Raw genomic sequence first — 21,584 nt, forward strand, 5'->3', positions numbered from 1 at the left:
CCCACCGGTGGGCTACCGCCGGCGTGGCGGGGTGGTCCCGACGCTGCCGTCCAGGGCGTCGAGCAGCGAGGAGTGTGCCTCGCCGACGGTGACGCGCTCGCCGGTGAGGTCGCCCACGTGACGCCAGTAGCGGTGCATGCTCGCGCTCCGGTCGAGTGCCGCGGTCCGGGCCAACGTACGCCGGAAGGACGGGGTGTCGCGCTCGCCTCGCGCACAGGCGTGCGCCACGACGTAGGCGTCGAGCAGGTCGGCGGGGTCCGCGCCCGCGAGGACGGCGTCGCAGAGCGCGCCGACCTCCCCGCGCAGCAACGTGTTCTGGTACGCGGCCACGCCGTCGGCACCTCGGCGCGCGAACGCCCGTTGCCGCAACGCCGGCTCGGAGACGACGCCGACCATGCCCGCGTACGCCACGACCTGTTCCGGAGTCGGATCGGGCGGCGGCGCCGGCACGCCCACCGCGAGGAACATCTCGAAGGCGTCCGCGGGCACCGCCGGAGTGAACGCGCGGCGCCAGAACTCCTCCAGCGCGCCACGCGCACCGCGGCCGTCGCTCACCGCGGCGAGCAGCTCCAGCCGCGCGGCGCGCTCCTCGACCGAGGCGGTCTCGATCGCTCGGAGCGACGCCCGCCGCCATGCCAGCGCCGCGAGGGACACATCGAGCGCGGCGCGTTCGGCGGCGACCGCGTCGGCGACGGACCGTTCGCCCGTGAGCGTCTCGGCGATCGCCCGCAGGCCGAGTCCGAGCGCCCGTAACCGCTTCACCAGGGTGAGCCGTTCCACCGCCGAGGGGTCGAACCGTCGGTGGCCGCCCGTGCTGCGCACCGGGGTGAGCACGCCCTCGTCGCAGTAGAAACGGACCGTCCGCACCGGTACGCCCGTGCGCCGCGCGAGCTCGCCGATGCTCAGTGTGGTGCTCCTCACCTTGAACCTCCACCCGGGTGGAACTCCTACCGTACGGCGCATGGACCCCCTCATGGAGCAGCCGGACACCGACCGACTCGCCGCCGGTCTCGTCGCGCAGACCACGGCGTTCGCCCAGGCCGTCGCCGGTGCCGACTGGAACGCGCACGTACCGACCTGCCCAAAGTGGCGGCTACGCGTGCTCGTCGCGCACGTCGGGCAGGAACTGCGCTGGTTCGCCGGCGTGGTCCGGACCCGGGAAGCCGCGCCCATCCCCGACCCGCACGACGCGACGCCCCCCGCCGACGGGGAACAGTGGCTGCGTGCCGGCGCCGACGACCTGGTCGCGGCCGTGCGGGCGACGGGCGTCGACACACCGGTGTGGACGTTCGCCGGGCCACGGCCGGCGAGGTTCTGGCTGCGGCGCGCGACGCACGAGACGACCGTGCACCGCGTCGACGCCGCCCTGCACGCCGCGGTGCCGTACGCGCTCCCCTCCGACCTCGCGGCCGACGCGATCGCCGAGGTGTTGGAGCTGCTCGCGCTGCCGGTCATCGAGTCACTGCGGCCGGGGCTGGCGAAGCTGCGCGGCCGCGGTGAGACGATGCGGCTCAGCGCCACCGACGCCGAGGGGCGGTCCTGGCTGGTCACCCGGACCCCGAGCGGTGTCAGGTGGCGCCCGGGGACCGGCCCGGCGGACGTCGAGGTGACGGGCACGGCGCAGGATCTGCTGCTCGTGCTGACCCGCCGCCTGCCGCCCGCGCGGGTCGCGGTCCACGGCGAGCTCGCGTTGCTCGACCACTGGCTGGAGCACGCCGCGCTCTAGCCGGCTTCTCCTTCTCCTGTCAGGGCGGCGCCACCCCGAAGGGTTCGGCGGCTCCACGCCGGCCGGCTTTCTCACCGACCACCGGCTGATCGACGAGTGCCGGATCCTCGTCCGCCACCTCAGACACGTGACCTGTCCGTGAGCCGGTCCATCTGCTTCTCGACCACCGCGTCGAGAGGGAACCTGGGTTTCCCCAGCGTGCCGCGGTCGCTGAAGTCCACGGTGAGGGCGCCCACCCGCACCATGATGTGGTGGTCGATCAGCACGGTGCGGTCCGGGCCCTTCATGCTCAGATCGAAGGCGACGGTCTCGTCACCGATCGCGGGGGCCTTCACCACGGTGACGCGGGAGTTGAGCTTCCCCTGGGGGGTGTCCCCTTTCAGGGCCTTACAGGTCCTGAGCCCCTCCCTGAGTCTCTGGAACTGCGCTGACGCCTCGGTGCCGCTGTACGAGGCCAGCCACGTCCGGGCGCCCCAGCGGTCGTTCTGCCACCAGAAGTCCTGGATCACGGATGTGGACGCGTCGTGTGCGACGAGCGCGTCGAACACCTCCTGGCAGTCCGGGCCCGCCACCACGGCCGGCGGCTCGTACCTGGAGACCGGCCCCTGCACGGGCGCGCTGTCGACCTGCGGCACTTCCTTCTCCCGTAGCAGGAGCGACTTCAACCGCGCGGCCGTCAGCGGGCGATGCCCCGAGGGTGACGGCGTCACGGACGGCGACCCCGTAGCCGGCGACGACCCCGTGGACGGCGCCCCCGCAGACGGGGTCACGGACGCCTCTTCCTTGTCCGTCCCCTTCGGGTCGTCGACCGGATCCTGCCCCGAACAGCCGGAGACCAGGAAGACGCCGGCAGCCACCACCACACTCGTCGCCTTCCAGCACCTTGTCCGCACTGCCACCGCCCCCTGCTCCGCTTCGTCTGAGGCTGCTGGGCGTACCCGGCCTCCTCACAGCCGTCTTCGGACTGGGATCTTCACCCAGGCATGGCCTTCACGCAATCGCGGTCAGAGCCATGGCGGGAGTGGGGCGGCGCGGCGCGGCGGGCTCAGCCGTTGACGAAGGTGAGGCTGGTCTCGTCGCGCCGTACGTCCGTTGCCCGTGCCGCACGCCGCCCGGCGCGCGGCACGGGCGCTCCGGCTTACGTCACTCGGCCAGGGCGTGGCGCAGGGCGGCGCCGAGTTCGGCGATCTGCCGCCGCGACACCTCGGCGGAGAGGATCGCCTGCGACCCGTGGAAGGTGCCGGCCCACTGGTGCAGTTCGACGGAGACCCCCGCCTGGAGCAGGCGCAGCGCGTAGTCGATGCCCTCGTCGCGGTTCGGGTCGAACTCCGCGGTGGCGACGTAGGCGGCGGGCAGGCCGGACAGGTCGGTGGCCCGCGCGGGGGCGGCGTACGGCGTGGCGGGGGCGGTACCCAGGTAGTGCCGCCACGACGCGGTGATCTTGTCGCGATGCATCCAGGGGGTGTCGGTGAAGTTCCGCGCCGACCATGTCTCCTGCCGGTCGTCGAGCTCGGGCTGGTTGAGCAGTTGGTAGTGGATCGTCGGCCCCTGCTCGTCACGCGCCCGCAAGGCCACCGCCGCCGCCAGGTTCGCGCCGGCGCTGTGGCCTCCGACCGCGATCCGCTCCGGGTCGACGCCGAGCTCGGCCGCGTGCTCGGCCGTCCAGGTCAGCACGGCGTAGGCATCGTCCATGGCGGCCGGGAACCGATGCTCCGGGGCCAGGCGGTAGCCCACCGAGACCACCACGGCGCCGGATTCCTCCGCGATCCGGGTGGCCCAGGGGTGCTCGGTGTTCAGGTCGCCCAGGACGAATCCGCCGCCGTGCAGCCAGACGACGGCGCCTCGCGCCTGCTGCGGGCGGTAGATCCGTATCGGCACGCCCGGATCGGCGGGCACCACACGGTCTTCGATCTCCATTCCCGTGGTGTCCGGAGGCGGCAGCTTGGCTGCCAGGTCGGCGAGGTTGGTGCGCTCGGTGACCGGGTCGGTCAGGTCGGCCCGGGGGAACAGGGGGATGAATGCTTCGAGTTCGGGATCCATGTCGGCCATCCTGACGGTCGTCGCCTCCGAGACCATCCGCCGACTGTCGCGCATCCGGCCGCGATCACGCGCCGGTCGGCGCATCGGTCGGCGCCTATCCTGGTGCCATGGAGGCCCTGGCCGAACGGCTGTCCCACCTGGATGCGCACGTCCACGGCGCGATCCGCGTCGTCGCGTTCTACGACACGCTGATGCGCCGACGGGTGGATCTCCCGGCGCTCGCCCGGGCCTCGGCGGGCCTCGCCGAGTGCGTGGCCGCGATCCGCCTCCACGGCACGGGGCGGGTGATCCGCTTCTCCCCGGACGGCAGGAACGCGTCCGCCTCGACGGCTCCCGCGTCCAGCACCGTGCCGATCACCCTGGACGAGGAGGAGATCGGCACGGTGTGGCTGGAGCGCCCCGGCCCGCCGAGTCCGCTCGACGACGTGCTCCTCGACCGGCTCGCCATCGCCGCCGCCGCGGTCGTCGAGCGGTACGGCCCCGCCCGGACCACCATGGCCGATCCCGCCCTGGTCGAACTGGCGATCAGCTCCGACAACGACGAGGCGGCCAGGGCTCGCGCGCTGCGCCTGCTGGGTTTCCCCGCCGACCTGCCGGTCCACGTCGTCGCCGTCCGCTCGCGCCTCCCGCTCGACCGGATCGGCGGTCTGATCTGCCCGGCCCGCCCGGTGAAGGCGGCACCGCTCGCCGACGTGGGCGTCATCCTGGCCACCACCCTCGACCCGACCCGGTTTCCCGAAGGGGTACGCGCGGGCATCGGCGCCGCCGAAAGCCCCGACCGGTCCTGGCGGGAGGCCCGCACCGCCCTCCGCTTCACCACCTCACGCCAGCCGGTCGTCCACTACACCGGACTGGGGGCGTTGGCGCTGCTCGCCCAGGTACCGAAGGACACCGCGCGGGACAACGCGGACGTGGCCGCGATCGCCCGCGTCGCCGAGAACGCGGAGGATCTGGCGACGCTGGACGCCTACTGCGCCACCGGCTCCCTACGCCGGGCCGCCGACCTCCTCCACCGGCACCACAGCAGCGTCGCCCGCCGGCTCGAACAGATCTCGAAGACCCTGGGCGTCGAACTCACCGAGCCCGCCGGACTGGTACGGGCCGGGCTCGCCCTCACCGCATGGCGGCTGCTCGACGACTGATCCGCCGCACGCGGTTCGGCTTCCGGGCACTTGGTTCGGTTTCGGCGCCTTCGTCCGGCGGGCGAGGTCGCCGCCGGTCCCGTGGCTTCCGCGGCGACGTCCTTCGGCGCACCGCGTGAACGTGATCCGCGTGCCGGCGGACCCGTTCGATGACTGCCCATTGCATCTCAGCCAGCGAAATAACCCAGCCAATCCCAAGATGATCCACTAAAACCCCTTGGATCGCCCGGGTGCAGTCATATAGTCATACCGGTAACCGATTCGATCATTTCTGGTCAGCGGGGCGGTCCCGGCATGGCTTCGCTCCGATGCCGCGCTCACCGCGGACCGGACGGTTTCCTTTTCGCCCGACTCATCTGGTGCACCTTCGGCTTTCGCTTCCGTTCAAGGGAGATCCGTATGTCCGACACCAAGCCCAACGCCGCCTTCGAGCTCCAGGACCTGGCCCTGGACCTCAGCGACCTCACCGTCACCTCGATGCGCGACACCGCAGCGCTCCCGGAGGGCGGCGCGTCGTGGGGCTCCTGCTCCTGCCAGGGCTCCTCCTCCTGCGCCAAGCCGCGGTTCGAGGACATGGGCGTCGACGCGGGCTGACCGCGCGCCCCGTCCCGTCCGCACAGCGAAGGAGACACCCATGCCCGACACCAGCGGCGAGACCCTGGGTTTCGAGCTCCAGGACCTCGATCTGGGCGAGTTGAGCGTGACCTCGATGCGGGACACGGTCGCCCTCCCCGAGGGCGGCGCCTCCAACGGGGGCAGCTCCTGTTCCTGCGGCTCGTCGTCCTGCGCGACCCCGCAGCTCCCGCACCTCCCGTACTGACGCACCTTCGTACCGACGACCCGGCCGCCCACGGGCACCGGGGCGGCGACTCGCGTCGCGCCCTCGGTGGTTCTTCCGAGGCGGCCGGTGCGCCAACCGGCGCGCGTGCCCGACACGCGCGCCGGCCGTAGGCGACCGATCCGGCGCCCGTCTCGGGCCGCACCCGCACGGCGGGGGTGCGGCCCGCGGCGGGTCCAGCACGAGGAAGGGACGGGCGTGTCCGACTCCGCCAGCGCCGACTCCCCTACCGCCGACTCCGGCGGCTACCGCGTGAATCCGGCGCCGTACGCGCTGGTGCGCGCCACGGTGCTCGCCTATCCGGCACAGGACCCGGCCGCCGCGACGTTCCGCGCGGCGCTCGACGACCTCGTCCGCGTGCACCGCGCGCTGCTGGACACCGCCGACCCGCTGTGCGACGCCCTCTACGCCAGTCGGTGCGACCACCCGCGGGACTTCCACCGCGACGTCGTCCTCCCGCTGCGCCGTGCCGTGCACAACGGACGGGACCCGCGCCCCGCCGTCCTGGAGCGACTCGGCGACCTCCCCACCCGGGTCCCCGCGTTGGCGTACTGGCTCGGCCGACGAGACCGCCACCGCGCGCTCGTGGCCGCGCTGGAGACCGCCGCGGAGCCCGCCCTGACCGCCGAGCGCGCAGCACTGGCCGACCTGTGCCGACAGCCCGCGCTCGGCCGAGCGGTCGCGCTCACCAGCGCCGACCTGTTGCGCGCCGTGGAACGGGCCAGCACCGGACGGGACGACCGGCGGGCGCGCAAGGAGGAGCCCACCGTGCTGCGCCACGCACTGCGGGCCAGCACCAAGACCAGCCCCCTGTCGTGGTTCACCGCCGTCGGCTGGGGGCCGCTGCCGCAACGGCCCCACGGGCCGCGGGTGGCGTCGTGGGGTGAGCACTCCCTGCTCGACGGCCCGCTGCGCGCGGTGGTCACGGTCAACCGCACCCTCACGGGCGCGCTCACCGCCGCGCTCCTGGACGCCCCACACCGTCGCGCCGCCCTCCCCCACCGCGTGACCAGTACCGCGCGGGTCGCGGACGGCCGGGCGGCGTACGCGCGCAGCCGGGCCGTCTTCGCCGGGGGTCGCTACCTCGTCTCCGAGGAGGACGAGGCGGAGGTGGCCTTCAGCGGCCCGCTGCGGCTGGTGACCGAGCGGGCGCGGGAGCCCCTGAGCCTGGACGCCCTGACCGACGCGCTCGCCGAGGCGCTGCCCGGCGCGGACGCCGGACGCGCGGCGGCCGCCTTCCTGGACCGCCTGGGCGAGGCCGGTCTGCTGGTGCCGGCGGACCCCGTCCCGCCGCAGGACGGCGACCCGCTGGCCCGGCTGGCCGCGTGGTTGCGCACCTTCGGCCCGCCCGCAGGCGAGGACGGGTCACCCGGAGGCGACGGCGGGGCACCCGGAAGCGGGGACGGGGCCCCCGGAGGCGAGGAGGGAGCGCCCGGAGGCGAGGACGGGCCACCCGGAAGGGAGGACGGAGCGACCGGAAGCGGGGACGGGGCGCTCGCGGACCGGCTCGACCACGCCGCGCGCCTGACGGCCGCCTTCGGCCCGGCGCCCGCGGCCGAGCGCGTCTCCCTCCTGTCCACGCTGTCGCGGCACTGGGGCGAGCTGCTGGCCGACGCCGGCCGCCCCACGCCAGCCGGCTCAGCCCCGCTGAACGTGCTGTCCGAGGACGTCGTCGCGCCCCGGCCGCTCGTGCTCGACGGCATGCTGGACGAGGCCGACCACGAGGCGCTGGCCGAGGTCACCGCCCTGGCCGAGCTGTTCGACCTGGGGCATCTGGTGCGCCGGATCGTCCGTGACCGCTTCGTCGAGCGGTACGGCGGCGGCGGATGCTGCCCGCACCCGTGGGAGTTCGGCGCCGACGTCGCGACGGCGTGGGAGGAGGCCGGGCGGATCGCGACCCTGCGCGCGGCGGACGCGGCGGGGCTGCCCACCGGTGTCACCGAACTGGCCGCCCTCCGCGCGGCGGTCGCCGACGCCGTCCGCGCCTCGCTCGCGGGCGACGAGCCACCGGACGGGCGGGCGGTCGAGCCGCCGGGCGGACAGCCGGACGGGCGGGCGGACGGATGGTCGGACGGGCGGTCTACGGGGGCGGACGCGCCGTCGGAAGGGCGGTCGGACGGGCGAGCGGACGCGCCGTCAGACGGGCGGTCGGTCGAGCCGCCGCGAGGGCCGTCGGCCGACACCGACGTCGTCCTGCCGCCCGACTGCGTCAAGGGGCTCGGCGAACGGCTTCCGCGCTGGGCCGTCGAACGCCCGGCCAGCTACGCCCACTTCCTCCAGCGCGATCCGGCCTCGGGCCTTCTGTGCGTGAACCACGTGTACGGCGGCTGGGGCCGGTTCACCAGCCGGTTCCTGGACGCACTCGAACCCGGCGCCGCGCGGGCGGTGGCCCGGCAGGTGCGTCGCGGCCTGGGACCGGACGCGCGGGCCGCGCAGATCCGCCCGGTGGGAGGGTTCAACGCCAACCTCCACCCGCTGCTGGTGCCGGACGAGATCGGTGCGGACCGGCGGTGGACGTCGCTCCGGGAGGCTGACGTCGAGCTGTACCACGACGAGGCCGCCGACCAGGTGAGGTTCCGGACGCGGGCCACCGGTGAGCCGCTCGACGTGCTCTACCCGGGCTTCCTGGCCCCGATCATGCTGCCGCGCAGAATCGGGGCGCACCTGTGCGACCAGCCGCACGGGGTGGTCGACTTCCGGTCCCTGGTCCCCAGGTACAGCGTCACGGCCCCCGGCGGCCAGGTGGTGCGCACGCCCCGGCTGCGCCACCGCCACATGGTCCTGCTGCGCCGCCGCTGGCTGCTGCCACAGCCGGTCGTGGGGGCGCTGACCGCCGAACTCACGGCCGCCCACGGGGTCCCGGCGGAGGTCGTGGCCCGCTGGCGGGCGCTGCTCACCCTCCCCGAGCAGATCTTCCTACACCCCGCGGCCACCGCCGTGAGCGGGCGCGCCACCGAGGACTTCCTCGCCGCACTACGCCGGCCCAAACCTCAGTTCGTGGACCTGGGAAACGCCCTCCACCTGCGCTGCCTGGGCCGATGGCTGGCCCGCCACCCCGACGGCGCCGTCCTGGAGGAGGCGCTGCCCGCGCCGGGCGGGTCCGTCGCGCCGACCCGGGCGGTGGAGCTCGTCGTGGAGACCTACCGGGCCGGACGGCCGTGACACCCCGCAACCAGGAAGGCGAGAGAGCCGCCGTGCCAGCAGCGCACCCCCACCGCGCCGTGTCCCGTGACGTCGTCGCGTACTACCACCATCCGATCAAGGCGCCGCTGCTCCGCGAGGCCGTGCTGCCACTCGCCGAGGAGTGGACGTCGCGGGGCCTGGCCGCCCACGTCGAGCGGCACTGGCTCCACGGCCCCCATCTGCGCCTGCGCCTGACGGGCGAGCCGAAGCAGGTGGGCGCCGCCGCCGAGGACGCCGCCCGGGAGCTGCGCGGGTGGGTGGAGGCGCACCCCTCGCACAGCGACCTCAGCGAGGCGGAACTGCTCGAACGGGCCGCGGAGACGGGGCGTGCCGAACTCGTCCCGCCGCCGTACGGGCCGATCGTGGCGGACAACACGGTGCGCACCGAGCCGGTCGACCTGTCCGCGCCGCGCGGGCTGCTCGGCGACGACGGACTGGCGCTCCGCGACGACCTGATGCGCCGGGGACTCGCGCCGCTGCGGGCGGGGGCGGAGTTCCTGGGCGCCCACGGCGACGGCGCCACGGCCCGGACGCAGCTCGTGGTGGCCGCGCTGGCCGCGCACGCCGCGGCCCATCCCGAGGGGCTGGCGGGCGGCCACTACTCGTACGTGTCGCACCTGGAGGACTTCCTGGTCCACGACGACCCGGACGGGCGGCTGCGCGAGGCGTTCGAACAGCGTTGGGAGAGCGCGGGCCAGGCGGTGACCACGCTGGTCGGCCGGATCGCCGACGGCGGGGCGCGGGACGGGGAGCGGGCGTGGGCCGCGTGGTCGGCGGCCGCCTGGCGCCTGGCGCGGAGCCGTCACGACGCCGGGGCCGACCTGCACGGGTTCCCGCTGGAGTACCGGGTGCGCGCGGCCGCCACCGGGGACCGGGCGGCGATGGAGCGCTGGAACCAGGACATCCGCACCCGCTACAGCGAGTTCCACCGACTGCTGCGCCGCTCCGACCCGCAGGGCACGATGTGGAGCCGCCCGGAGTACCTGATCTACCGGGCGTGCACCAACGCGCTGTACCGGCTGTTGGCGATCTGCGACGTGCGGCCGCTGGAGCGCTACCTCGCCGCGTTCCTGGTGGTGCGCACGGTGCCGGAGCTGACCGGCTGCGACTGGCGCACCGAGGTGGAGTCGGTCATCGACGCGGTGGAAGGCCGGTCGTGACGGCCGCCGACCCGATGACGCCGGAGGCCGGGGACCGGCCCGGCTCAGTCACGCCGGAGGCCCGGGACCGGACCGGCTCGGTGGTGTCGGAAGCCGGGGACCGGACCGGCTCGATGACGCCGGAAGCCCGAGACCGGACCGGCTCGATGACGCCAGAAGCCCGGAACGGGCCCGGCTCGGTCGTGTCGGAAGCCCGAGACCGACCCAACTCCATGACGCCAGAAGCCCGGAACCGGCCCAACTCGGTCACGCCAGAAGCCCGGGACCGGCCGGGCGCGCCCGCCGGCTGGCGGCTGCGCCCGGGAGTCGCCGTCACGCCGCTGCGCGACGGCCTGCACCTGCGCGGCCGGCGCGGCAGCGTGACCCTGGAGGGCAGCAGCGCGCTGCCCACGCTGTGGCGGGTACTCGAAGGGCCGCTGCGCGCGGGCGAGTCGGCGCGGGTGCTGGACGAGGCCGAGCCTGGGTCCGCCCTGCGGAAGGCCCTGGACACGGTGCTGGAGCAGTTGCGCGCCCACGACCTGCTGGTGGCGGTGGACGGCGAGGCCGCCCCGGACTGGCTGGCCGCGACCGGCGAGCGGCCCGCGCGGGCGGCGGCCGCGATCGCGGGGTCGCGCGGCGAGGTGGCCTCCGCCGCGCCCGACTGCCCGCTGGCCGAAGCCGCCGCGCGGGCCCTGGAGCACGGCGGAGCGGCCTACGACCGCTCCGTGGACCCGGACCTGCCCGCCGGCGGGATCCTGCTGCGGGCGGACGGGGCGGGCCCGGCGGTCGCCGCGGTGATCCGCGGCGGCACCGGATACATGACCGCTCCCGGCAGCCCGGAGCAGGCCCGCGCGGACGTGGCGGCACTGGCGGGCCGGCTGGAGTCGGGGGCCGCCCCGGCCTCCCCACGCGCCTTCGCCGCCCTGCTGGGCGGCTCCGCGGCACACCGGCTGCTGTGCGCCGTCGCCGGCCTGCCGGACCCGGCACACGAGGGGGACGACCCACGGCTGGTGGCCGGGCTGCCGGCGGTGCTGGTGGCGACCGCGCGGCCCTCACGCGCCGAGTACCGCACCTGGCTGGGGCCACAACGGCTGGACACCGACCGGCAGGTGACGCTCGCCCCCGCCGACACCCTGGCCACGGCGCTGAACCGCGTGGACGCGCTGAGCGACCCGCACGTCGGGGCGTTCCCCGAGCCGCTTCCCGGGACCTGGCCGCAGCTTCCCGTGCCGCTCGCCGCCTGCGACCTGCCGGACGGCACCCTCGTCGCGGGCGCGCCACGGCTGGACCTGGCACGCCTGGACGCCTTCTGTCGCGTGGCCGAACTCGGGTCGGGCGCGGCGTGCCTGGCGGTGGGCGCGGACCCCGGCCACGCCTGGGGCAGGGCGCTGCGCCGGGCCGCGGAACGCGCCGGTGCGCCCCTGTTCGGCGACGACCCGCTGCCCGCGGCCGACTGGTCCGGCCACCCCCAGGCCCGTCACTGGTGGACGACGCTGACCCGACGGCTGGGCGTCCGAGCCCGTCTGGAGGTCGTACGGGCGGTCGGGGACGAGGAGGTGTACCGCGCGATGGTGGTGTGTCAGGAGGGTGCCGGGCGAGCCGGCGGGCCGATGCGCGGGTGGGCCGTGGAGGCGACCGCGGGAGACGCCGCGGCGTTCGCGGCGCTCTCGGCCGTCACCACCGTCGTCGCGACGGACACGGGCACAGGGGTCGGGCAGGTCCGCGGCCCGGACGGCGCCACGGCGTCCTTGGCCGCCGCGGGGGCGCCCGTGGCCGCGTGGGAGGACAGCGGCTGGACGGCCGGGTGGCTGGCGGAGCTGGCCGGACGGGAGGCCGCGCTCCAGTCGGCGCTGCGCCGGCTGACCGGGCTGCGCGCCCACGCGGGCCCAACGGCCGCCGACCGTGGGCTGGCGGCGCTGCTGCACGCCTTCGGCTTCTGCGTCCTGAGCCCGGCGGGAGATGACCGATGACGCCGGCCGCGCGGTCCACGGTGGGCTCTTCGCCCCTACCAGGGTCTTTGCTGGGGTCGCTGCCCGTTCCGGTGCTCGCCGCCGACACGGCACTTCGGACATCGCGGGGCCGGGCGGTCGTGCTGCTGACGGAGTGGACGCAGGGAGTCGGCGAGGAGCTGAGCCGCCGTGCGCTGGACCATCCGGTGGCCTGGGTTCCGGTGCGCTTCGACGGGGCGGTGGCCGTGATCGGGCCGGCGCTGCGACCGGGCGCGGCGGCGTGCCTGGCGTGCGTCGAGTACCAGCGACTGGCCACGGCGGGCGGTCGGGTCCCCTGGCAGAGCCCGGGGCTGGCGCTGGCCGGCGTGCCCTCCCCCGCCCTCGCCGAGGCGATGGGCGCGCTGGCGATGGACCTGCTGGACGCCGTGGAGGGGGTGGAGGCGGCCCGGGCCGCTGAAGCGACCGAAGCACCGGGCGCCGCGGGGGCGGCGGAGACGGCGAAGTCGGCGGGAGCCCAGGAAAGCCCCCAGGAAAGCCCTCAGGAAAGCCCCCAGGAGAGCGCTCAGGAAAGCCCCCAGGAGAGCGCTCAGGAGACGACGGAGACGACAGGGGCGCAGGGGACGGCGAAGACGACGGAGACAGCGAGGGCCCAGGAGGCTACAGAGACGGCAGCAGCCCAGGAGACGGCAGGGGCGGGGCAGTCGGCGAGGGCCCAGGAGACGGCGAAGGCAACGGGCACGACGGAGACAGGGGCGGCGTCGGCGACGGTGTACGTGGTCCACCAGGGGCGGGGCACCTGGTCCACCCACCAGGTGCGCCCCGTCGGCGGCTGCGCGGTGTGCCGTCCGCTCCCTCCCGACTCCGCGGACACGGTGGCGCCCCTGCCCTCGGGTCCGCGGCCGCTGCCGGACCCGGCGGTACTACGGGGCGCCAACCCCCGCACCACCGGGCGGGAGTTGCGCACGGTCCTGTACGACGAGCGGTTCGGTCCGGTACGCGGACTGTTCCGGTCGGAGGATTCGGCGTTCTGCCTGACGACGGCGCTGGTGACGGACGGACGGCCGCTGGACGACGGCGGTTACGGGCGGAGCGGGGACTTCGCCGGCAGCGAGCGGGTGGCGCTCTTCGAGGCCGTCGAGCGGTACGCGGGGATGCGCCCGACCGGCCGGCGGACGGTGCTGCGCGCCTCCTTCGCCGCGCTGGGCCCGCAGCGGGCGGTGGACCCCGAGCGGCTCGGTCTGCCGGACCCCGCCCACCACGGGCATCCGGCGTCGCGGGCCGTGCCGTACACCCCGGACCTGGAGCTGGACTGGGTGCACGGCTGGTCGCTGACCCGGGGCCGCGCGGTCGCCGTACCCGAGCACGTGGCGTACTGGGACGTGCCCGGTGCCGGCCGGCCGCGCGTGGTCTACGAGTCCTCCAACGGCTGCGGACTGGGCAACAGCCCGGAAGAGGCCGCGCTGTACGGCCTGTTCGAGGTCGCCGAGCGAGACGCGTTCCTGATGGCCTGGTACGCCGGCACCCCGCTGCCCCGGGTCGCGCCACCGGAGGAGGACCGCGAGGTGACCCTGCTGGCGGACCGGGCGGCCCTCGCCGGCTACCGACTCATCCTGCTGGACGCGACGAACGACTTCGGGATTCCGGCGGTGGTGGCCGTCTGCCGCTACGAGGGCACCCACCCGGACGCGCCCCGGATGTTCCTGGCGGCCGGAGCCCACCACGACCCGCGCGCGGCGATCCGCTCCGCGGTAGCCGAGGTCGTCACCAACGTCCTGGAGTCCGCGCACCGGTCCTTCGCCGAGGGCCGTCCACGCGACCCCGACCGGCTGCGCCCGATGTTGGAGCAGCCGGAACTGGTGGTGTCCCTCGACGACCACGTAGGCGTCAACACCCTGCCCGAGGCGGCCCCCCGGCTGGAGTTCCTGTTCGCCGACACCCCCTGCCGCGACGTGGCCGACGCCTGGCCCCACGCCCCACAGCCGGTGACCGACCTCGGCGTCCTGCTGGAGGCGACGGTGGAGCGGCTGGCGGACGCGGGTCTGGAGGTCATCGCCGTCGACCAGAGCACGCGAGAGCTGCGCGAGCGGATCGGGCTCCACTGCGTCAAGGTCATCGTGCCCGGCTCACTGCCGATGACCTTCGGACACGTCAACCACCGCACCCGCGGGCTGCCGCGCCTGCTCGACGTGCCGTACCGGCTGGGCCGCACGAGCCGACCACTCCGCCCCGCGGACCTGACCGTCCACCCGCACCCCTTCCCCTGACACACCGCCGACGGGCCGCAGAGAGGCCACCAGTCAACCGTCTTCCATCCGACGAGGGCCGCACGTGACCACCGAGACCTGGCACAGCTACCACCTCTTCCTGCACTCCTCCACCGAGGACACCGACCGCTTCCTCACCGAGGACGTCGCCCCCCTTCTGGACGGCCTGGTGGCCTCCGGGGACGCCACCCGGTGGTTCTTCATCCGCTACGGCGAGGACGGCCCGCACCTGCGGATACGGGTGAGCGGGCTCGGCACCGGGGCCGCCGCCGAACTACCGGACGCCCTGGCGCGAGCGGCCGCGGAACGGCCCGCGGTGGCGGGCCCCTGGCCGACGCGCCACGGCGAGGTACGCGCCGTGGCGTACGTCCCCGAGACACACCGCTACGGCGGGCCACGGGCACTGCCCACGGCCGAGCGGGTCTTCACCCACTCCTCGCGGGTGGCGGTGGCGGCCCTGCGGGACCTCGACCGCCGTTCGGGAAGTGCGGGACGGCTCACCGTGGCGGCGGACCTGGCCCACGCCACCACGCACGCGCTGCGCATGGACCGGCTCACCGCCGGGCGGTGGCTACGGCGCCACGCGGCGGGGTGGCGCTGGGTCACCGAGGTGGAGTTGCTGCCGGCCGCCGCCGTGCACACCCGAGTCAACACCGTCTACGCCGCGCAGGGCCCAGCCCTCGAGCGCCGGGCGCGGGCACTCCGGGACGGGTTGGAGAACGGTGCGGGGGCACCGTGGCTGACGGAGTGGGTGCACCGGGTGCGCGAGGCCGACGAGGAGCTGCGGGAGTCCCTCACGGCGTCGGAGGCGGGGGCGGTACTGCCGTGGGTGTGGGCATCGCAGCTCCACATGCTGTTCAACCGACTGGGCGTCACCCCGGACGAGGAGCGCGCGGTGTGCCGGCTGGCGGCGCGGACGCTGCTGGAGGAGGGAGAGCCCGCAGACTTCTTCCCCGACGACCACCGAGCGCCGGACGTGTGGTACCTGGAGCACAGCAAGTTCCGGATCGGCCGCAACGAGGACACCGCCCTACGGCCGCTCCCCTCACAGCCGACGGCGGAGCGGGCGGACGCGGGGCCGCCAGCGGAGACTGAGGAGGCGGGCGCGGCGGAGGGGGTGGAAGAGGCGGGCACGGCCCCGGCGGGGATACCGCTGGCGCACGGCCCCCTGCCCGACGTACCGCTGCGCACCGTCCTGGCCGGCAGGGCGTCCTGGCGCGGCGCCCTCGGCGGGCCGCTGGACGCCCACACACTGGGCACGCTGCTGTGGAACGCCCTGTCCGAGAGCGGCCGCTCCACCCAACGCCTCACGGACGGCTCGGTGCGCCATCTCACCCACCGCCCCCATCCGAGCGCAGGGGCGCTGTACACGGCCCGCGTACGCCTCCTGGTCCTCGACGTGGCCGGCGTTCCCGCCGGGACCTATGACTGCGTACCCGAACAGCGGACCCTGCGCCCGATCGGGCCCGCGCCCGCCACACACCAGGTGACGCCGCTCTCGACGTACTTCTCCCGCCCTCCGCACGACCCGGACTGGATCGGCGTCGACGAGGCACCCGTCGTCCTCGGTCTGTACACGGACCTCGGGCTCCTGCGTCGGCGATACGGACTCCGCGCGCTCCGACTGGCGCTGCTGGAAACCGGGCACCTGGCCCAGACGGTGCTGCTGGTCGCCACGGCTCTGGGCCTGTCCGGAACACCACTGGGCGGTTTCCACGACGAGCCCGCGCAGGAACTGTTCGGCCTGGACGACCTGGACCAGCCCCTGCACTACCTGCTGCCCCTCGGGAGGCCCACACCACGGTGAACCCCCGTGCGTAGTTCGCGCAGTTCGGGGATGTGGTTGTAGAGGCTGCCCGGGGAGACGCCGAGGAGCTCGGCGTCCGAGGTGAGGGAACGGCCGGGGTCGGGCAGCGGGTCGGCGAAGGCATCACGTGCTGGACAGCCGATTCCGGAAGCCCGAAGAAAAACTCCCTTGCCAAATGGTCAAGAAGCGTTGACCATTGGGGGCATGCCTACCGATGATCTTCCCGAGACGTTCCACGTCACCACTGACGAGCAGCTGCGCGCCGTCTCCAATCTCACGCGTCACCGGATCATGGCCGTGCTCCGCTTCGAGCCCGCGACGATCACGCAGATCGCCGAGCGAGTGGGCCTCGCGAAGGGGAGTTCCAGCTACCACGTACGGCTGCTGGAGCGGGCCGGCCTGGTGAAGGTGGTGCGAACGCGGAAGGTCCGGGGGGTCACCGAGCGGTACTACGCCATGGCCGCGCGGTCGATCGTGCTGCCGGATCCGGGCGAGGGAGGCCCGGATGTGCTGATGCGGCATGCGGTGGCGGACCTGGAGGCGGCGCCGGCGGATGGCGAGCGGCATGTGCGGATGGCGCATCTGCGGCTCACCGAGGAGCAGTTCGCGGAGCTGGGGGCGCGGCTGCAGGCACTGGCGGACGAGTACCGGGAGCTGTCCGATCCGTCGCTGCCGGACGCGTCACTCGTCTTCGCACTGTTCCACCCGGCATCGCGCGAGCAGGCCGAAGGGGGCGCCAAGTGACCTCAGACGTTCGGAAGCTGCCGACCGGGTTCGGACGGCTGTGGACCGCGCAGACGGTGTCCTCGCTCGGTGACGGGGTGTCGCATGCCGCGCTGCCACTGCTCGCGTTGACGTTGACGCGGGATCCGATGGCGCTCGCCGTCGTCACGGCCGCCGGAACGCTGCCGTGGCTGCTCTTCGGGGTGCTCGGCGGTGCGCTGGTGGACCGCTGGGACCGTCGGCGCACGATGTGGGTCACGGACGCGGCGCGTGCGGTGCTGCTCGCGATACCGGCGGCAGCGGCCGCGCTCGACGTGCTGAGCATTCCCCTGCTCGCGGCCGTCGCCTTCCTCCTCGGCCTCGGCGGACTCTTCTTCGACACGGCCGCCACGGCCTATCTGCCGGATCTGCTCGGCCGCGACCCCGCGCTCCTGGAGCGCGCCAACTCCCGCCTGCGCGGCAGCCAGACCGCCGCGTCCGGCTTCGCCGGGCCGCCCGCGGGCAGTGCCCTGCTCGCGCTCGGGCGGGCGGTTCCGCTGCTCGCCGACGCGGTCTCGTTCGCGCTCTCCGCACTGCTCGTACGGTCGCTGCCCGCCGCACCCCGGCCCGCACCGCAGGCTCGTGAGTCGCTGCTGCGGCAGGCGCGGGCCGGCGCCTCGTACGTGTTCCGGGATCAGTTGCTGCTCGGGCTCGCGCTGCGTCCGGCGGTCGGGAACATCGCCTTCGTCGCCGTGGAGACCGTGCTCGCCCTCTTCGCACACGACCGTCTCGGTATCGACACCTTCGGCTTCGGCCTGCTCCTCACGGCGGAGGCCACCGGCGGTCTGCTCGGCGCGGGCATCGCCTCCTTCCTCGGCCGACGACTCGGCACCGGCACCGCGCTGACCTGCACGGCCGCAGTCGAGGGACTCGCCATCCTGGGCCTTGCCGCCGCTCCGAACCCGTACGTCGCCGGCCTCGCGCTCGCCGTCTGCGGGGCGGGCATGGGCGCCACGATGGTGCTCGCGCCCTCCCTCCGACAGGCGATCGTCCCCGCCCACCTGATGGGCCGGGTCGCCTCCACCTCCCGCATGCTCGCCATGTGCGCCGCCCCGTTCGGCGCCTTCCTCGGCGGCTGGCTGGCCACCACCTACGACGTACGCACCCCGCTCTACACGGCCGCCGGCCTCCTCCTCACCATGACCACCATCACCGCGACCATGACCAGCAACCGCCGGGTCGAGGCGGCGCTGCGTGCCGCCGCCCCGGCCGATGATCCAGATCACCCGGAATCCCGGGACCCCGTGCAGGAGCGTGCCATGTAGGGCTCCGCGAGGTCGTTGAGCCAGTTCGAGGAGCTGGCACCAGGAGGTGCGGCCTGTCGCCAGGGCGGCGACGAACGAGTGCGGCCAGCCCGGGATCATCAGGTGCTGGTCGCGGTCCCGGCGTCAACACGTTGCCGAGGGGCTGTCATGCAGCACGGGTCGTTGTGTTCGCCGTTTCTGAGCGGAAGCCGTGTCCGACCTCCGGTGCCAGACCGTGATAGTGGCGGAAGTTGTAGATGAGCGGGCTCCAGAGAGCGGGGTCGATGTGGTGCGTGCCCGGCACGACGATGCGTTCGTCGGCGTGGACGCGCAGCACGTCGCACTCGACGCTGAAGAAAAGACCCGCTCCGCCCGGCGTCAGTGCACGGGCCCGTGCCTCCAACTGCAGCGCGCACTCGGCGACCCGCGGCGGCTTCACGATATGGGAGTCGGCCGGGGTGAGCCCGGACGCGGCGAACTTGTCGGGCTCGTACCGGTACACCGCCTGCTTGCTCTCGGGCACCGGGTTGGCCCCGGTGAGCGGTGCCAGGCGCTCCACCTGCTCCCACAGCTCCGGCGAGGCAACGTTGATCACCAGCTCGGAGCGCACCGCGAGGTTGCGCGCGGTCTGGCTCTCACTGCCCAGGCCCAGGACGATGTGCTGTCCCAGCGCCCAGGCGGAGGAGATCGGGGCAAGGTTGAACGTGCCGTCGTCGTTCTCGGTGGTCAGCAGGACCACGGGCGTGCCGAAGTAGAGGATGCTCGGCCGGACCACTCGGTGGGCGTCAGTCGTCATGCCTCACACGCTAGGGGCGGGACGTTTCGATGTGCGTCGAAGCATCGGCTGGCGACAATGGTGCTGTGATCAGCCCCGATATCCACACCAAGGAACCGGACCTCGCCGCCCTGGCGGCGCTGCTGGCCGACCGCACCCGCGCCGCCTTCTGCCTCGCGCTGCTCGACGGCCGCGCATGGACAGCGACGGAACTGGCACAGCTCGCGGGGATCGCACGGTCCACAGCGACCAGCCACCTGAACCGGCTGGTGACCGGCGGCCTGCTGGCCGAGGAGCGCAAGGGCCGGCACCGCTATGTGCGCCTGGCGGACCCCGCCATCGCCGAGATGATCGAAGCCCTTGCCGCCCGGGCACCGCAACAGCTCGTCCCGGTCCGCTCGCTCGTTGCCGCCCGCCAGCACCGTGCCGTGGCCTTCGCCCGCATCTGCTACGACCATCTCGGCGGCTCCTTGTCCGTGGCGATCACCGACGCGATGACCGAACAGGGATTTCTGGACTGGGAGTTCGGCCCGGTCCTTACCCCCTCGGGCGCCGCATGGCTCACGGACACGGGCATCACCCAGGAAACGGCACCACACGTACGCACGTGCCTGGACTGGACGGAGCGGCGCTTGCATCTGGCGGGCGCGGTCGCCGCAGCCGTGTTCCACCATGCGGTTCAGGAGTCCTGGCTCGTGCCGGCCGGAGGCCGCGTCGTGCGGCTGACGGACCAGGGGCGCGACGCCTTCCGACGGCACCTGGGCCTGACTGACGAGGCACTCACGGCTCGCTGAGTCCTGTTTCCGTACCGCAACTCCTCACACCCGGTTCGACGTCGTACGCCGTACTCAGGCACTGGCGGTACAACCTCCGCGCACACACCCGGCCATGGTGCTCGTACTCAGACACATATGAGTACGTGGCGCGTGGTGTGGGTTCCGGCGTCCGGGTGAGGGTTGGCCTCATGAACGGCCTTTACGCTCTCAAGCCCTGGTACGCGGAACGACTCCGCGGCGTCCGCGCGGGTCTCGTCCGCCGTGAGGTGTCGCCCGACGCCCTCACCGTTGCCGGGGTGATCTGTGCGGTGGGCGCCGCGGTGACTCTGGCGGTCGCGCCCGCGCCCCTTGCCGCGCTGCCGGTCGCGGCGCTGCTCGCGGCACGGCTCGCCTTCGCCAATCTCGACGGGGCCCTGGCCCGGGAGACCGGGCGCACCAGCCGGCGTGGCGCGGTCGTCAACGAGTTGGGCGACCGGGCGGCGGACCTGGCGGTCATCGCGGGATTCGTCACGCTCGCGCCGCTGTGGCTGGTGGCGCTCGCCGGGCTCGCGGCCACGCTGCCGTCGTGGGTCTCGCTCGCGGGCGCGGCGGCCGGCGCCGCGCGGCGCAACGGCGGTCCGGTGGGCAAGACCGAGCGGTGTCTGCTGGTGGTGGTCGCCGCGGCGACGGGCTGGGCGGTCCCCGTGCTCATCGTGGTCGCGGCCGGCTCGGCGCTGACCGCGCTGGTGCGGCTGGGTTGGGTCTGGCGGGAGCTGGCATGAGCGCGGGCATGGTGATGGAGGAGGCCGTGGGAAGGGCCGTACCGCTGGTCGCCGGTGCGCTCGGCGCCGGCGGCATCGCGGTCGCGGCGCTGCCCTCCCGTCTGCGGATGCGGTCTGAGCTGCGCAAGCGTTGGCGCACCTGGGCGCTGACCGCGCCGGTCTTTCTCGGGGCACTGTTCTGCGGCGGTGCCGGGGCGTTCGTCCTGGCGGCGGCGCTCGGCGTGGTCGCGGTGAGCGAGTACGTACGGATGGCCGGCCTGCGGCGCGCGGACCACGCCGTGCTCGTGGTGGCCTCGGTGGTGCTTCCGGGGCTCGCGTGGCAGGCGCCGGGGGCGCTCGACCTGCGGGCGGCGGGGCTGCTGCTGCTCGTGGTCGCCTTGTCTCCGCTGCTGGCCGGGGACGTGGACTCCGGGTTCACCCGTGCCACGCGGACGGTGTTCGGTCTCCTGTGGGTCCCGCTGTCGCTGACCGGCCTGGTGGTGCTGGGTGACACGGCGGTGGCGGTGGGCCTGGCGGTGGCCCTCGGTGATGTCGGCGCGTGGTGTGGCGGGACGGCCCTGGGCCGCAGGGGACCGCTGGCGCGGCCGCTGTCGCCGCTGTCTCCGAACAAGACGTGGGCGGGCGTCGTGGGCGCGGCGGTGGTGACCGCGCTGGTGCTGCTGGGCGTCGGCGCCTTCTCGGTGGCGCTGTGGGCGGCCGTGCTGTTCGGCTGCGTCCTGGGCGACCTGCTCGAATCGATGGTCAAGCGGGAGTCGGGGGTGAAGGACGCCGGCCGCTGGCTGCCCGGTTTCGGGGGGCTGTTGGACCGTGTCGACTCTCTCCTGCCGGCGCTGCTGCTGGCGATGGTGGTGACGGTGTGACGCAGCGGAGGAAGACGATGGCGAGGGCCGTGTCGTATACGAAGTCGAACCGCGCCTCGCGTCGGGCCGCGGCGCGTCCGCGCGGCGGGTTCGCCGAGCTCGAAGCGCAGGCCGGAGGCGGGCCGCGGGGCGAGGCGGCCCGGCGCTCCGGGGCGGGTGCGCAGGGCCTCTTCGGCGCCTCCCCCGACGGTCTTGGTCCGGCCGCTCCCTGGACGGTGCGCCGCCGGGCCCGAGCGGCGGTGTCCCGTCGCCGGAAGGCGTTCGGGGGCGTCTCCGGCCGCGGCCGGAGAGCCCCTCGTACCCGGACCGACCATGTGG

At 74.4% G+C, this 21,584-nt stretch carries 18 protein-coding genes; 14 read left to right on the top strand and 4 right to left on the bottom strand.

The genetic code is table 11. The features are described from left to right. Nucleotides 1-12: 12 nt before the first annotated feature. The gene (locus tag LRS74_RS01590; RefSeq protein WP_277739242.1) at nucleotides 13-921 is read right to left on the bottom strand and encodes a MerR family transcriptional regulator; all 909 of its coding nucleotides are present in this window, start codon (nucleotides 919-921) and stop codon (nucleotides 13-15) included. A 40-nt stretch (nucleotides 922-961) separates the two neighbouring features. Between LRS74_RS01590 and LRS74_RS01595 the strand changes: the two genes are divergently transcribed. Then, the gene (locus LRS74_RS01595; protein WP_277739243.1) at nucleotides 962-1,726 is read left to right on the top strand and encodes a maleylpyruvate isomerase family mycothiol-dependent enzyme; all 765 of its coding nucleotides are present in this window, start codon (nucleotides 962-964) and stop codon (nucleotides 1,724-1,726) included. 119 nt (nucleotides 1,727-1,845) lie between these two features. Here LRS74_RS01595 and LRS74_RS01600 read toward each other — a convergent pair whose 3' ends face one another. Together LRS74_RS01600 and LRS74_RS01605 are read right to left on the bottom strand one after the other, a co-directional pair. Then, complete coding sequence (locus tag LRS74_RS01600; RefSeq protein WP_277739244.1) at nucleotides 1,846-2,589, bottom strand: hypothetical protein; 744 nt, start codon at nucleotides 2,587-2,589, stop codon at nucleotides 1,846-1,848. Nucleotides 2,590-2,869: 280 nt separating this feature from the next. After that, on the bottom strand, nucleotides 2,870-3,766 hold the full coding sequence (locus LRS74_RS01605; protein ID WP_277739245.1) for an alpha/beta hydrolase: 897 nt from the start codon (nucleotides 3,764-3,766) through the stop codon (nucleotides 2,870-2,872). 107 nt (nucleotides 3,767-3,873) lie between these two features. Here LRS74_RS01605 and LRS74_RS01610 point away from each other — a divergent pair, with 107 nt between their 5' ends. From LRS74_RS01610 to LRS74_RS01655, 10 genes are all read left to right on the top strand, one after another. Continuing rightward, nucleotides 3,874-4,908 carry a helix-turn-helix domain-containing protein gene (locus LRS74_RS01610; RefSeq protein WP_277739246.1) on the top strand — a complete coding sequence of 345 codons (1,035 nt, stop codon included), beginning with the start codon at nucleotides 3,874-3,876 and terminating at the stop codon, nucleotides 4,906-4,908. A gap of 399 nt (nucleotides 4,909-5,307) precedes the next feature. Continuing rightward, nucleotides 5,308-5,502: a thiazolylpeptide-type bacteriocin gene (locus LRS74_RS01615; protein WP_277739247.1), complete on the top strand. Its 195-nt coding sequence runs from the start codon at nucleotides 5,308-5,310 to the stop codon at nucleotides 5,500-5,502. Between the two features lie 40 nt (nucleotides 5,503-5,542). Next, nucleotides 5,543-5,728 (top strand): thiazolylpeptide-type bacteriocin, encoded by a 186-nt coding sequence (locus LRS74_RS01620; protein WP_277739248.1) that lies wholly within the window; start codon nucleotides 5,543-5,545, stop codon nucleotides 5,726-5,728. Between the two features lie 216 nt (nucleotides 5,729-5,944). Then, the gene (locus LRS74_RS01625) at nucleotides 5,945-8,908 is read left to right on the top strand and encodes a lantibiotic dehydratase (RefSeq protein ID WP_277739249.1); all 2,964 of its coding nucleotides are present in this window, start codon (nucleotides 5,945-5,947) and stop codon (nucleotides 8,906-8,908) included. Nucleotides 8,909-8,940: 32 nt separating this feature from the next. Continuing rightward, a complete protein-coding gene (locus tag LRS74_RS01630) occupies nucleotides 8,941-10,089 on the top strand; it encodes a lantibiotic dehydratase C-terminal domain-containing protein (protein WP_277739250.1) in 1,149 nt (382 codons plus the stop codon). A 212-nt stretch (nucleotides 10,090-10,301) separates the two neighbouring features. Continuing rightward, entirely contained in the window at nucleotides 10,302-12,038 is a 1,737-nt protein-coding gene (locus LRS74_RS01635) for a hypothetical protein (RefSeq protein ID WP_277739251.1), read from the top strand. After that, on the top strand, nucleotides 12,035-14,281 hold the full coding sequence (locus tag LRS74_RS01640) for a TOMM precursor leader peptide-binding protein (RefSeq protein WP_277739252.1): 2,247 nt from the start codon (nucleotides 12,035-12,037) through the stop codon (nucleotides 14,279-14,281). Before LRS74_RS01635 ends, LRS74_RS01640 begins: the two co-directional genes overlap by 4 nt. A gap of 64 nt (nucleotides 14,282-14,345) precedes the next feature. Continuing rightward, the gene (locus LRS74_RS01645) at nucleotides 14,346-16,088 is read left to right on the top strand and encodes a thiopeptide-type bacteriocin biosynthesis protein (RefSeq protein WP_277739253.1); all 1,743 of its coding nucleotides are present in this window, start codon (nucleotides 14,346-14,348) and stop codon (nucleotides 16,086-16,088) included. Nucleotides 16,089-16,292: 204 nt separating this feature from the next. Then, the gene (locus LRS74_RS01650) at nucleotides 16,293-16,832 is read left to right on the top strand and encodes a winged helix-turn-helix domain-containing protein (protein ID WP_277739254.1); all 540 of its coding nucleotides are present in this window, start codon (nucleotides 16,293-16,295) and stop codon (nucleotides 16,830-16,832) included. Further along, nucleotides 16,829-18,115 carry an MFS transporter gene (locus LRS74_RS01655; RefSeq protein WP_277739255.1) on the top strand — a complete coding sequence of 429 codons (1,287 nt, stop codon included), beginning with the start codon at nucleotides 16,829-16,831 and terminating at the stop codon, nucleotides 18,113-18,115. The genes LRS74_RS01650 and LRS74_RS01655 overlap by 4 nt, the downstream gene beginning before the upstream one ends. A gap of 145 nt (nucleotides 18,116-18,260) precedes the next feature. Here LRS74_RS01655 and LRS74_RS01660 read toward each other — a convergent pair whose 3' ends face one another. Continuing rightward, the gene (locus LRS74_RS01660; RefSeq protein WP_277739256.1) at nucleotides 18,261-18,890 is read right to left on the bottom strand and encodes a flavin reductase family protein; all 630 of its coding nucleotides are present in this window, start codon (nucleotides 18,888-18,890) and stop codon (nucleotides 18,261-18,263) included. A gap of 29 nt (nucleotides 18,891-18,919) precedes the next feature. On the opposite strand from LRS74_RS01660, the gene LRS74_RS01665 reads away from it, so the two are divergent. The 3 genes from LRS74_RS01665 (at nucleotide 18,920) to LRS74_RS01675 (ending at nucleotide 21,266) form a co-directional block, all read left to right on the top strand. After that, complete coding sequence (locus LRS74_RS01665) at nucleotides 18,920-19,663, top strand: helix-turn-helix domain-containing protein (RefSeq protein WP_277739257.1); 744 nt, start codon at nucleotides 18,920-18,922, stop codon at nucleotides 19,661-19,663. 170 nt (nucleotides 19,664-19,833) lie between these two features. After that, a complete protein-coding gene (locus tag LRS74_RS01670) occupies nucleotides 19,834-20,406 on the top strand; it encodes a CDP-alcohol phosphatidyltransferase family protein (RefSeq protein WP_277739258.1) in 573 nt (190 codons plus the stop codon). Further along, the gene (locus tag LRS74_RS01675) at nucleotides 20,403-21,266 is read left to right on the top strand and encodes a phosphatidate cytidylyltransferase (protein ID WP_277739259.1); all 864 of its coding nucleotides are present in this window, start codon (nucleotides 20,403-20,405) and stop codon (nucleotides 21,264-21,266) included. Before LRS74_RS01670 ends, LRS74_RS01675 begins: the two co-directional genes overlap by 4 nt. The last annotated feature ends 318 nt before the right edge of the window (nucleotides 21,267-21,584 follow it).

It is taken from the genome of Streptomyces sp. LX-29 (genome assembly GCF_029541745.1).
Taxonomy (GTDB): domain Bacteria; phylum Actinomycetota; class Actinomycetes; order Streptomycetales; family Streptomycetaceae; genus Streptomyces.